This is a genomic window from Lysinibacillus sp. NPDC093190, from assembly GCF_050280425.1.
Taxonomy (GTDB): Bacteria; Bacillota; Bacilli; order Bacillales_A; family Planococcaceae; genus Lysinibacillus.
This window is the reverse complement of record NZ_JBNNVG010000008.1, coordinates 96,940-109,837: the sequence shown is the minus strand read 5'-3', so window position 1 is coordinate 109,837 and position 12,898 is coordinate 96,940. Positions and strand designations below refer to the sequence as shown.

10 protein-coding genes and 1 pseudogene are annotated in these 12,898 nt (G+C 37.4%); 10 read left to right on the top strand and 1 reads right to left on the bottom strand.

Annotated features, from left to right (window positions below; all coding sequences use genetic code 11):
• Positions 1 to 101 precede the first annotated feature (101 nt).
• A pseudogene (locus tag ACQKOF_RS08905) lies at positions 102 to 386 on the bottom strand (polysaccharide deacetylase family protein).
• Positions 387 to 559: 173 nt separating this feature from the next.
• Here ACQKOF_RS08905 and ACQKOF_RS08900 point away from each other — a divergent pair.
• The 10 genes from ACQKOF_RS08900 (at position 560) to ACQKOF_RS08855 (ending at position 12,420) form a co-directional block, all read left to right on the top strand.
• A complete protein-coding gene (locus ACQKOF_RS08900; protein WP_427555625.1) occupies positions 560 to 1,750 on the top strand; it encodes a DHH family phosphoesterase in 1,191 nt (396 codons plus the stop codon).
• Positions 1,751 to 2,164: 414 nt separating this feature from the next.
• Positions 2,165 to 3,010 (top strand): DUF4179 domain-containing protein, encoded by an 846-nt coding sequence (locus ACQKOF_RS08895; protein WP_427555623.1) that lies wholly within the window; start codon positions 2,165 to 2,167, stop codon positions 3,008 to 3,010.
• 105 nt (positions 3,011 to 3,115) lie between these two features.
• On the top strand, positions 3,116 to 4,276 hold the full coding sequence (gene chrA, locus ACQKOF_RS08890; protein ID WP_427555620.1) for a chromate efflux transporter: 1,161 nt from the start codon (positions 3,116 to 3,118) through the stop codon (positions 4,274 to 4,276).
• Positions 4,277 to 4,524: 248 nt separating this feature from the next.
• A complete protein-coding gene (gene hemW, locus ACQKOF_RS08885; protein ID WP_427555618.1) occupies positions 4,525 to 5,670 on the top strand; it encodes a radical SAM family heme chaperone HemW in 1,146 nt (381 codons plus the stop codon).
• A gap of 89 nt (positions 5,671 to 5,759) precedes the next feature.
• Positions 5,760 to 6,788 (top strand): heat-inducible transcriptional repressor HrcA, encoded by a 1,029-nt coding sequence (gene hrcA / locus ACQKOF_RS08880; RefSeq protein ID WP_427555616.1) that lies wholly within the window; start codon positions 5,760 to 5,762, stop codon positions 6,786 to 6,788.
• A 17-nt stretch (positions 6,789 to 6,805) separates the two neighbouring features.
• Entirely contained in the window at positions 6,806 to 7,378 is a 573-nt protein-coding gene (gene grpE, locus ACQKOF_RS08875; protein ID WP_427555613.1) for a nucleotide exchange factor GrpE, read from the top strand.
• Between the two features lie 72 nt (positions 7,379 to 7,450).
• Positions 7,451 to 9,289, top strand: a complete 1,839-nt coding sequence (dnaK, locus tag ACQKOF_RS08870) for a molecular chaperone DnaK (RefSeq protein WP_427555611.1) — start codon at positions 7,451 to 7,453, stop codon at positions 9,287 to 9,289.
• Between the two features lie 229 nt (positions 9,290 to 9,518).
• Positions 9,519 to 10,637, top strand: a complete 1,119-nt coding sequence (dnaJ, locus tag ACQKOF_RS08865; protein ID WP_427555609.1) for a molecular chaperone DnaJ — start codon at positions 9,519 to 9,521, stop codon at positions 10,635 to 10,637.
• Between the two features lie 21 nt (positions 10,638 to 10,658).
• Positions 10,659 to 11,600, top strand: a complete 942-nt coding sequence (gene prmA, locus ACQKOF_RS08860) for a 50S ribosomal protein L11 methyltransferase (protein WP_427555607.1) — start codon at positions 10,659 to 10,661, stop codon at positions 11,598 to 11,600.
• A gap of 82 nt (positions 11,601 to 11,682) precedes the next feature.
• A complete protein-coding gene (locus ACQKOF_RS08855; RefSeq protein ID WP_427555605.1) occupies positions 11,683 to 12,420 on the top strand; it encodes a 16S rRNA (uracil(1498)-N(3))-methyltransferase in 738 nt (245 codons plus the stop codon).
• Positions 12,421 to 12,898 lie beyond the last annotated feature (478 nt).

Here is a 12,898-nt window from a genome sequence, read left to right as displayed (position 1 = left end):
TCCCACGTAATCGTATCGCGATTATTTTACTTAAATAAAATAAGGTAAACCAATTAGTTTTTTGCCATATGGCGGTCGGACAGTTGGAGTTTCTGTATAGCCTATACTTCTATTAGCTTATCGGTTATTTCGATTTCTTTTTTGTAAAAAGCAGGGATTTTAAACACAATTCGCTTATGTGAATAAGTGTGATTTCCAATTTGGTGACCTGGCTTGACAATTTTTTAGATTCCTCTGGATGTTCCTCAATTTCCTTCCCAATTAGAAAAAAAGGTTGCTTTAGTGTTGTAGTTATCTAATAAAAATAAAATGGCGCTGACATTTTTAGTAGGGCCATCGAATGTTAATGCAACAACCTTCTTATGTGTTTCGACATGTGAGCTAATACTGCAAATAGTTGGTAGGATCTAGCGTTCATTAACTTATATGTACCAAAACCTAAAGCAACAATGAATAATAGACCAAGTCCTAAATAAGAAATTTTCTTTGTTAGTATAGACAATCCTTACAATACTAATAATTTTTTAATGATAAACCATACTAATATAGAGGTGAAAAAATGTATAAATTGCTATCGCATAATGATTTAGATGGAGTAGGCTGCGGGATTTTAGCCAAGCTTGCCTTTCAAGACCAGGTGAAGGTAAGATACAATTCAATTTCATCGCTGGATCGGGAAATTGAGTATTTTTTAGATAAAAACGAACAAGATACATTTTTATTTATTACCGACTTATCTCCAAACGAGGAAAATGAAAAGAGATTAAATGATTATTATACTGCCACTGGCAATGTTCAACTGCTTGATCATCATAAAACGGCTTATCATTTGAACGATTATGAATGGGGTAAAGTTTTAATAGAAGATGAAAATGGCTATTTAACATCAGCAACGTCTTTATATTATCAGTATCTTGTTACACATGGGTTTTTAGAACAAACAAACTCCACCACCGAATTTGTAGAGTTAGTGAGACAGTACGATACGTGGGAATGGGAGAAGAATGATAATCACAAAGCACGTCGGTTAAATGCTCTCTTTTTTTTAGTATCTATCGAAGAATTTGAAGAAAAAATGCTTGAACGTCTAATGACAAGCGAGCATTTTGACTTTGATGAATTTGAAAAGAAAATTTTGACTATGGAAGAAGAGAAAATAGAACGGTACATCCGACGAAAAAAAAGGGAGCTAGTGCAAACATCGATAGGAGAATACTTTACAGGTGTGGTTTATGCAGAATCTTATCATTCAGAGCTTGGGAATGAATTAGGAAAAGAAAATGTACACCTTGATTTTATAGCTATTTTAAATATGGGTGGCAAAAGAATTTCCTTTCGTACGATTCATGATCACATAGATGTTTCGGCAATTGCAGCTGAATTCGGAGGGGGAGGGCACCAAAAAGCAGCTGGTTGCTCTTTAACAGGCGAAGCTTATGAGCAGTATGTGGCTCAAACATTTCATATAGCACCAATACCAGAGGATGCGAAACGAAATCGCTATAATTTAAGGTTCTCTTCTTTTGGGACAATGTATAAAAACCTTAAGGAAGAATTTTTCCTCCTATATTCAATAAGTGATTTTGATTGGATAATTGAAAAAAATAAACTTCCATTAGACCAAATCTTTACAAGTTTTTATGAAGCGGAATGGTTTTTAAAAAGAAATTATCAAGCATGGTTAGTGAAAGATGAGTTATTTGTAGATTATTTAATGGAAGAGGCCAAAAAGGTTCGTCATCAAGAGTAAGGGGATAGATTATCTCTCTCAGAGTAGAAAAACAAAACAGTCAAGGGGATTTTGTGAATGTTGTGGTGTTATAAAAGGTGTTTCCGTTCCAGATTACCTATGGGCAAGGGTCGAGCCGCTTTCTTCGCTACCGTTGTTGCTGCCGCTACGCTTTCGCAAAGTTAAAACATTGCTGAAGTTTCGTTTTATCACTATTAATTAGAGAAATCACCCCCGTTTTGCCGAAGAGCAATACTTTATATGACAACTTCCTTTCATTCATACAACATTAAAGGAATATAAATTATTCCTTTAGATACATAGTGAAATCAGCCAAACCTTGACATCGTTAGAGGTTATATAATGGTCAACTGAAAACTACAATAAATAAAAAGCATTTGTTTAGACATACTTTCTTAAAATGAGGTGTACAGGATGTCCAATGATATGCTTCTTGTCGAGAGTCAGCCTAAGGAAAATCGAGGGCGGAAAATATGGTTTATTGTAGTATTGCTTTTATTGGTAGTTACTTGTGTAATTGTTTATTATTTTTTGTTTAAGAAGGATTTGAATTTTGAAGCCTACAAAACAGTGGTCGATAAAACTACTGAAAATGGTCTCGGACGTTTAACGTTAAATGAAATAATAATTGACGATAACCAAATACTTTTGAATGCTACCTTTAAGCCAGTAAAAGACCTAAATTTCAACTACCAAATCTTTTTCTTTCCACAGGTTTTTGTGAATGGAAAAGAGTTCACGGTTAGAAATGGAGGACAGACAATCCAACAATCTGATAAAACCTATACAATCTATAGTAGTGTGAAATTAAGTGAACTACCAGAGGATAAAATATTAAACTTAGATATTCGTTATAACGACTGGAACGGGGAAAAAAAGATTGACGAACCGTGGGAATTTCAAGTGGAAGCTTCACAAGAGCACTTACAAGAAGATAGAAAGGTCTTCCCTGTTGAGAAAAAAGTAAAGCTGTTAGATGGGCAGGAAATAACAATAGAGGAGGTAATTTCTACACCAATATCAACAACGATATACTTTCATTCCGAGAATAGCTTATTAAATGAAGCATTACATTTTAAAATCCAATCAGCGACAGGGGAATCTTGGCCCTTTAACGTAGCATATCCTTTAAATGAAGAGTATACGAAGTGGGGTGTCCGCCTCGATGCATTATATTTAACGGGGAAGAGCTATGAGCTAATTTCGATAGCTGCAAATGGAAGTGAGCTTGGTTCTGCTATTAAAATTGGAAATAAATAACGAACCCTGATTACCGTATTGTAAAAACTTTACAATATCTTAAACCAAAAGGATGATTTCCCCATGTAATATGAATATAGATGACATGGAAAGTAGTTGAAGATATTGCGAAGGTTATGGGAGATTTTTTTAGTTTCGCTTAAATTAGGTTGTACATCCTTTGGGGGCCCAACTGCACATTTAGGGTATTTTCAAAATGAATATGTTCAGAAGCGTAAATGGTTATCTGATAATGACTACAGTCAGCTTGTTGCACTCAGTCAATTTTTACCTGGGCCAGCATCGAGCCAGGTAGGGATGGGTATTGGCTTATTAAGAGGCGGTTTATTTGGGAGTATTGTGTCATTTGTTGGTTTTACATTACCGTCAGTTTTGCTACTTATGGCATTTGCGTATTTTTCTGCACATACAGGGATGAGTATAGGTTGGATTCATGGCTTAAAATTGGTGGCTGTTGCGATTGTTGCGCAAGCTATTTTTGATATGTCCAAAAAATTAATCCCTAGCATTCGTCATTTTATAATCGCTTTATTGGCTCTTATAGTAGTGCTTTTTTGGGTCCATCCACTTGCTCAAGTAATTACTATTATCGTTGCTTCTTTTATAGGCTATCATTTATTTAAGAAGACTAATCAAAAAGATGACCCAAAAGAAACAGTTGTACCTATTTCAAAAACGACGGGTGTATGTTTTTTAGCGCTGTTTGTTATACTTCTCGTTGGATTACCCATTATTAGTCCACTTATTCAATATGAATGGTTTACGATCATTGAAAAATTTTATCTATCAGGTGCATTAGTGTTTGGTGGAGGTCATGTCGTATTGCCTTTACTAGAGGCGCGGTTTGTCCAAAGTGGATTAATGAGTTCTTCAGATTTTTTAGCAGGATACGGAATGACGCAAGCAGTCCCAGGTCCATTATTTACGTTTGCTTCCTATATAGGTATGGTCATTGCTGGGGTACCTGGGGCTATAATCGCTACGCTAGCCATTTTTTTACCGGCATTTTTGCTAATAGTAGGGGCAATGCCTTTTTGGCTAGTTCTTAGTCGTTTCGCTGGATTAAGAGGGGCGATGGCTGGTGCAAATACAGCAGTTGTTGGAATATTAGCTGCAGCTTTTATTCATCCGATTGTTACACAGACAATACAAAATGGTCTAGACATAGTAATTGCAGCCGTTTTTTTATGGTGCTTGATGCGTTGGAGAATGCAACCTTATTTACTTGCGTTAGTTGGCATTTGCGTAGGGATTGTATGTTATTAAGGATACATAAAAAAATCAAAACCATTATTGCTGTGGTTTTGATTTTTTTGTGTAATAAATTAGCTATGTAGATAAAGTGTGTACTGCTTTTTGCAACAATCCTCTTTATAAAAAACATGTCCAACAGGTTCACTCTATCAATATATTTACCATTCAGTCTTTTTTATTAGCTCGATTCATGGCGTTCCCTGCCTCGATTGTTTATAATGAGGAAATGGAAAAAGACTAATGAGAAAGAAGGGATAGCTATGGCACGGGGTGTTTACATTCATATTCCTTTTTGTCATCAAATTTGCAACTATTGCGATTTCAATAAATTTTATTTTAAAAATCAACCAGTAGATGAATATATAGAAATGCTTGGCAAAGAGATGGAGCTTGCTACAAAAAAATATCCCGAGAGTTTTAAGCAAATCGAAACGATATTTCTAGGCGGCGGTACACCAACAGCCTTAACGCCTCAACAAATAGAGAGACTTCTTGAGCTTATTCGTACGTATGTTCCAATGGACAGTGTGACAGAATTTACATCAGAGGCCAATCCGGACGAGCTATCAGAAGCAAAAATGCAGGCATTATTTGATGGTGGTGTAAATCGCTTAAGTATGGGTGTACAATCCTTTGATCAAGAGTTGTTAAAGAAAATTGGCCGTACACATAGCAACAATCACGTCTATGAAACAATTGCCTTGGCGAAAAAGGTAGGTTTCAGAAATATTAGTCTGGATTTAATGTATGGTTTACCGGGTCAGACGATGGCACAATGGAAGGATACTTTAGAAAAAGCATTCGCGCTTGATTTACCACATTATTCTGCTTATTCACTAATAGTGGAGCCAAAAACGATTTTTTATAATCAATATACAAAAGGTAAGCTCAATTTACCAACTGAAGATCTTGAAGCGGATATGTACGATGTGTTAATGAACCAGATGGAGGCACATGCACATCAACAATACGAAATAAGCAACTTTGCTCAATCAGGTTTCAGTTCTAGACATAATAAAATATATTGGGAAAACGATGAATATGCAGGTTTTGGTGCTGGTGCTCATGGGTATTTAGCTGGTGTGCGTTATTCAAATCATGGACCCTTGAAAAAGTATATGGATGCAGTAAATGCAGGGGAACTACCAATTGTATATGAACATGTTGTAACAGAGAATGAGAAACGAGAAGAGCAAATGTTTTTAGGTTTGCGTAAAACAGAAGGAATTACACACACTATATATGAAGAAAAATTTAATGAATCGATGCATAGGCATTACTCACATGTCGTTGAAAAGTTAGTTTCAGAAGGTCTATTGGAACAGGATGCTATAGGAATTCGTCTTACGCGAAAAGGTCGTTTTGTAGGGAATGAAGTATTTCAACAATTTTTACTAGAAGATTGAGCGATATCATTGACATAAAATGTAGGATTTGATAACTTAATAATAGTATTAGCACTCCTCTTAGTTGAGTGCTAACAGAGGTGATGATCATGCTAACAAATCGGCAATTACAAATATTGCAAGCTATTGTAGACGACTTTATTATGTTTGCACAGCCGGTAGGTTCTCGCCAAATATCCAAAAAGCAAGAGATTACATTTAGTCCAGCCACAATTCGAAATGAAATGGCGGATTTAGAGGAATTAGGCTTCTTAGAAAAAACGCACACTTCCTCTGGTCGAGTGCCTTCGGAAAAGGGTTATAGATTTTATGTAGACCATTTGTTGAACCCACAAGGCATTAATTCAAGGGATATTCAGCAAATCCAATCAATTTTCAATGATCGTTTAGTAGAAGTAGAGCATATTATCCGAAAGTCAGCCAATATTTTATCAGAGCTGACATCGTATACATCGATTCTTTTAGGACCAGACGTTCAAAGACATCGTGTTAAACGATTTTCTATTGTGCCACTTTCTAGCGATACAGCAGTAGCGATTATCGTAACGAATAACGGACATGTTGAAAATCGCATGTTTAGTTTACCTCCTAATTTTACCGCTTCTGATTTAGAGAAAATGGTTAATATCTTAAATGAACGTCTAGTTGGTGTGTCATTAGAGGATATTCATAAAAAACTCGAAGCTGAAGTGCTCACAGTATTACAGCAGCATGTTCGATCAGCGGATGATTTTATTCACGCTCTCGTTACAGCGACGATGAATAATTCGGAAAGTAAAATTTTCTATGGTGGTAAAACAAATATGTTCAACCAACCGGAATTCCACGATTTAAATAAAGTCCGTATGATTTTGGACTTAATGGAAACGACTAGCCAAGTGCAGTCGCTCTTCCAACCTAATGAATCGGGCATTCATATTCGTATTGGCTCGGAAAATAAACAACTAGAAATGGAAAACTGTAGTGTCATTACGACCACTTATTCTATTGGTGAAGATCAGCAAGGAGCAATAGCAATTATTGGTCCAACACGTATGGATTATAAGCGTGTTGTTGCTTTACTAGACGTAATTCGCATGGATTTAACACAAGCATTTACAAAGAATCGTAGTGATTGATAATGAGGAGGATTCAAGTGACGGAAACAACTGAAAACAAAGACCTTGTACAAGAAGAAAAGGATGTACAAGCTGAAAATGTAGTAGAAGCAGAAGTTAAAGAAGGACAAGAAGCAGAATTAACAATCGAAGAACAGTATGAAGCAAAGTTAGCTGAGTTACAAGCAAAGCTAGACGACGAGGAAAATCGTCATCTACGCTTACGTGCTGACTTCGATAATATCCGCCGCCGCAATCAACTTGATCGTGAGGCTGCTGAAAAGTATCGCGCTCAGAGCTTACTGTCAGATTTACTGCCAGTAATCGATAATTTTGAGCGTGCCTTACAAGTTGAAGCGACTTCAGAAGAAACTGCTTCAATCGTAAAAGGTATTGAAATGGTGTACCGTTCTCTGATGGAAGCTACTGAGAAGGAAGGCTTACAGATTATTAAAGCTGAAGGTGAGCAATTTGATCCGAATGTTCACCAAGCTGTCATGCAGGAGCAAGATAGTGAAAAAGAGACGGGTGTTGTCTTACGCGAGCTTCAAAAAGGCTATATGTTAAAGGATCGCGTATTGCGCCCAACAATGGTATCTGTGAACGAATAGACTTAGTACTATTTAGTTAATTACATTTAGTTAGAAAACGCATCAGCGTTTAAATAATAGGAGGAAATTTTTATGAGCAAAATTATCGGTATTGACTTAGGAACAACAAACTCTTGTGTTTCTGTACTTGAAGGCGGAGAACCAAAAGTAATTCCAAATCCAGAAGGAAACCGTACAACACCATCTGTTGTTGCGTTTAAAAATGGCGAACGTCAAGTTGGTGAAGTAGCTAAACGTCAATCAGTAACAAACCCTAACACAATTATTTCTATTAAATCTAAAATGGGTACATCTGAAAAAGTTAAAGTGGAAGATAAAGAATATACTCCGCAAGAAGTTTCTGCAATGATTCTTCAATACTTAAAAGGCTATGCTGAAGACTACTTAGGTGAAAAAGTAACAAAAGCAGTTATAACTGTACCTGCTTACTTCAATGACGCTCAACGTCAAGCTACTAAAGATGCTGGTAAAATCGCAGGTTTAGAAGTAGAGCGTATTATCAACGAACCAACTGCCGCAGCACTTGCTTATGGTTTAGACAAACAAGATACAGATCAAAAAGTATTAGTATTTGACCTTGGTGGCGGTACATTTGACGTATCTATTCTTGAATTAGGTGACGGTGTATTTGAAGTATTAGCAACAGCTGGTGATAATAAACTAGGTGGGGACGATTTCGACGACGCTGTCATCGAGTATCTTGTAGCAGAATTCAAAAAAGAAAACGGCATTGACCTTTCTAAAGATAAAATGGCTATGCAACGTCTAAAAGATGCAGCTGAAAAGGCGAAAAAAGACTTATCAGGTGTAACATCTACTCAAATTTCTTTACCATTCATCACTGCTGGTGAAGCGGGTCCATTGCACTTAGAAATTTCTTTAACTCGTGCAAAATTTGACGAAATTACATTACCATTAGTAAACCGTACAGTAGGTCCAGTACGTCAAGCATTATCTGATGCAGGTCTTTCTACATCTGAAATTGACCAAGTAATCTTAGTAGGTGGTTCTACTCGTATTCCTGCTGTACAAGAAGCTGTACGTAAAGAAACTGCTAAAGAGCCACACCGTGGTGTAAACCCTGACGAAGTTGTAGCAATGGGTGCTGCTGTTCAAGGTGGCGTATTAACTGGTGATGTAAAAGACGTAGTGCTACTTGACGTAACTCCACTTTCATTAGGTATCGAAACTATGGGTGGCGTATTCACAAAATTAATTGACCGTAACACTACGATTCCAACATCTAAATCACAAGTATTCTCAACTGCAGCTGACAACCAACCAGCAGTAGATATTCACGTCCTACAAGGTGAACGCTCAATGGCAGCAGACAACAAAACATTAGGTCGCTTCCAACTATCGGATATTCCACCAGCACCACGTGGTGTACCACAAATCGAAGTAACATTCGATATTGATAAAAATGGTATCGTATCTGTTAAAGCGAAAGACCTTGGTACAAACAAAGAACAAACAATTGTTATCCAATCTGATTCTGGTTTATCAGAGGAAGAAATCGAACGTATGGTAAAAGATGCTGAGGCAAATGCTGATGCAGATACTAAACGTAAAGAAGAAGCAGATCTTCGCAACGAAGCTGACCAATTAGTGTTCCAAGTTGACAAAACAATTGCTGACTTAGGCGAACAAATTACAGAAGACGAGAAAAAATCTGTTGAAGATGCTCGTGATGAACTGAAAAAAGCGCTTGAAGCTGGCGAATTAGAAGGCATTAAATCTGCTAAAGAAAAACTAGAAGGCGTATTACAGCCATTAGTAATGAAAGTATATGAACAAGCTGCCGCGGCTGCTCAAGCAGCTCAAGGTGGCGATGCTGGTGCAGATGCTGGCGCTGGTAAAAAAGATGATATCGTAGACGCTGACTTTGAAGAAGTAAAAGAAGATAAATAATAGCAAGTAACACAGTTAAGTGAAGAAGCCAAAGACCGCTTGCGGCTTTGGCTTTTCTCTTTATTGTTAGCTATATCCTACGAACATTCGTCTAGCATAGGTTATATGCGAGAAAAGTAAAAAAGCATGTGGTATAACATTTTTAATGAATAATTAATAATAAAATAGAGGCAGTTTTTTTAACTGCATGATACAATAGATTTTATGCAAAAAGAGCGGAGTGTGAATCATGGAGAAACGCGATTATTACGAGGTGCTTGGTTTAACGAAATCGGCTTCTAAAGATGAAATTAAAAAAGCATACCGTAAATTATCAAAGCAATACCATCCTGACCTTAATAAAGAGCAAGGTGCAGATGAAAAATTCAAAGAAATCGCTGAAGCTTATGAAGTATTAAGTGACGATCAGAAAAAAGCACGCTATGATCAATTTGGCCACGAGGATCCAAATGCAGGCTTTGGTGGTGGCTTCGGAGGCGGCGGCTTTGGCGGCTTCGAGGATATTTTCAGCTCATTCTTTGGTGGTGGCGGTCGCCGTCAGGATCCGAATGCACCACGCAAAGGTGATGACCTTCAATATCGTATGAATATTTCATTTGAGGAAGCGATTTTCGGGAAAGAAACAGAAATCGAAATTCCAAAAGATGAATTATGTGATACTTGCCACGGTTCAGGTGCAAAACCAGGTACTAATCCCGAAATATGTTCAACATGTCAAGGTGCAGGTCAAGTAAATCAAGCTGTAGATACACCTTTTGGCCGTGTGATGAATCGTCGTGCTTGTTCTACATGTCATGGTACAGGTAAAATCATTAAAGAAAAATGTTCAACTTGTCGTGGCGAAGGAAAAGTTCAACAACGTAAGAAAATCAAAGTAAACATTCCAGCAGGTGTTGATGATGGTCAGCAAATTCGTGTGTCTGGGCAAGGTGAGCCAGGTATAAATGGAGGACCAGCGGGGGATTTATATATTATGTTCCGCGTTCAGGGACATAATGAGTTTGAACGTGATGGCGATGATATTTATTTCGAACTAAAACTGACATTCCCACAAGCAGCTCTTGGTGATGAAATTGAAGTTCCGACTGTTCATGGAAAAGTAAAACTCCGTATTCCAGCGGGCACACAGTCAGGTGCGCAATTCCGTCTAAAAGACAAAGGTGTCAAAAATGTACATGGCTATGGCACAGGGAATCAATATGTAACAGTAAAAGTTATAACGCCAGAAAAATTAACAGAAAAACAAAAACAATTACTACGTGAATTTGCTGAAATCAGTGGTGATATTCCTGAAGAGCAAGGAAGCTCGCTATTCGATAAAATTAAGAAAAAATTCCAAGGTGAATAATTAGAGGAGCTGAAGTGCTACGTGAAGTGGTCAGAATTATCCATTCATACAAAAAATGAAGCGGTTGAAGCAATTTCGAATATTTTGCATGAAGCAGGGGCAAGTGGTGTGGTTATTGAAGATTCTGCAGAATTTGCGAAGCCACGTGAGGATCAGTATGGTGAAATTTATGCACTAAATGAAGCGGATTTTCCGAAAGATGGTGTGATTGTTAAGGCTTACTTATCGGAGTCTAGTTTTTTAAATGAAACAGTCGAAGAAATTAAGGCGGCTATAACAAATCTAACGAACTTCAACATCGATATTGGTGAAAATGTTGTATCGATTGTGGAAGTGAATGAGGAAGACTGGGCAACAGCATGGAAGCAATACTATCATCCTGTAAAAATTTCTGAACGCTTTACAATTGTACCAACATGGGAAGAATATGTACCAGTATCAACAGATGAATTAATTATTGAATTAGATCCTGGTATGGCTTTTGGTACAGGAACACACCCTACAACTGTTATGTGCTTACAAGGGCTTGAGAAGGTTGTAAAAGAGGGCGATACGGTTATCGATATCGGTACGGGTTCAGGCGTTCTATCAATTGGTGCAGCCTTACTAGGAGCTAAGAGCGTACATGCACTTGATTTAGACGAAGTAGCTGTACGTTCAGCACAAGAAAATGTTACGTTAAACAAAGTAGCTGCTAAAGTATCTGTATTCCATGGAAATCTATTGGATACAGTTAAGGAACCAGCTGATGTCGTTGTGGCTAATATTTTAGCAGAAATTATTATGTCCTTTACTGACGATGCATTTTCAGTTGTTAAACCGGGTGGATTATATGTCACTTCAGGCATCATTGGCGCGAAACGTGATGATGTAAAAGTAGCACTAGAAGCTTCAGGGTTTGTAATCGAAGAAGTATTACTAATGGAAGATTGGGTAGCAATCATTGCCCGTCGACCACAATAAATTGATTGAGGAAGCGCCAAATCGTGAGCCGAGTGCTGTCGATTTGGCGTTTTCTCTTCTTGCTATAAAGGAGTAGGGTAATATGCAACGTTATTTTATTGAGACGACCATTGAGGAAGCACGTATTAGCGGAGAGGATGCGCGACATATTGAACGAGTAATGCGTATGAAAGAGGGCGACAAAATCGTTGTAGTTACACAAAATACCGCCCATATATGTGAAATTGTAGCCTTCGAGGCAGATGAGGTACACGTTCAAACTACAGGTGAAATTGTTCCTTCTCCGGAGTTACCTGTACATGTAACAGTGGCATGTGGTTTGCCAAAGGGCGATAAACTAGAACTTATTACACAAAAGGCAACAGAGCTTGGAATGTTTGCCTTCTTGCCTTTTGAAGCAGAGCGTTCCATCGTTAAATGGGATAAAAAGAAAGGTGCCAAAAAGCAAGAGCGTCTACAAAAAATTGCAAAAGAAGCAGCTGAGCAATCCCATCGTACACATATCCCGGAAATTTATGAACCAATCTCTTTTAAACAGCTATTAGAACAAGTTGGCAATTTCGACGCCGTTTTTATAGCAGATGAAGAGGATGCAAAAGCAGAAAAACGCACAAGATTTGCGGAGAAGCTAAAAAACGTGAATGACAAGAAGTCGAAATCCATTCTTATGATCTTTGGTCCGGAAGGTGGCATTGCTAGAAAAGAAGCAGATGCCCTGCTTCAAGCCGGTGCCCAAACGATGTCATTAGGACCCCGAATTTTACGAGCAGAAACAGCGCCTCTCTATGCGCTTTCTGCAATATCTTATGAATTTGAATGAGATAGGCGTTTAAACTTGTCAAAAGAGGCTTTTCACACACTTAGCTATGTAAGAGTAAACGTCATTATAATTGAGTATAAATGCAGTCAAGACAAGGTTTGAAGAGGTAGAAATCCACCTTAATGACTGCTTATATTAGTAATCCTAACAATAAAAGCCGATTCAAAAAACTTTGAATCGGCTTTATTATATTGTAATTCAAAAAACTAGTTAGATAGGTAAATTAATAATAAGCGTAATTTAAATGACGACGAAAATATGTTATTATATTCCATGTTTTACATAGCAACCTTTATTTATAGGGGATCTCAACCTCGGAGGGTGAAAGCAAGTGAATAAATTAATTATCTCATTAACTTTTTTTGTTATTGCTTCTTTGATCTATTCTCCTACCTTAATTGCTACAGGTTTATATACCATTTCATTTCCTGAATTTTTAATATTCGATTACTTGAAATAGGTAAAATACCAATTACAA

Bases quoted from the DNA above. Each gene is read 5' to 3' on its own strand.
- dnaK (WP_427555611.1), top strand. From the start codon at position 7,451: ATGAGCAAAATTATCGGTATTGACTTAGGAACAACAAACTCTTGTGTT.
- hemW (WP_427555618.1), top strand. From the start codon at position 4,525: ATGGCACGGGGTGTTTACATTCATATTCCTTTTTGTCATCAAATTTGC.
- ACQKOF_RS08900 (WP_427555625.1), top strand. From the start codon at position 560: ATGTATAAATTGCTATCGCATAATGATTTAGATGGAGTAGGCTGCGGG.
- hrcA (WP_427555616.1), top strand. From the start codon at position 5,760: ATGCTAACAAATCGGCAATTACAAATATTGCAAGCTATTGTAGACGAC.
- dnaJ (WP_427555609.1), top strand. From the start codon at position 9,519: ATGGAGAAACGCGATTATTACGAGGTGCTTGGTTTAACGAAATCGGCT.
- ACQKOF_RS08895 (WP_427555623.1), top strand. From the start codon at position 2,165: ATGTCCAATGATATGCTTCTTGTCGAGAGTCAGCCTAAGGAAAATCGA.
- ACQKOF_RS08855 (WP_427555605.1), top strand. From the start codon at position 11,683: ATGCAACGTTATTTTATTGAGACGACCATTGAGGAAGCACGTATTAGC.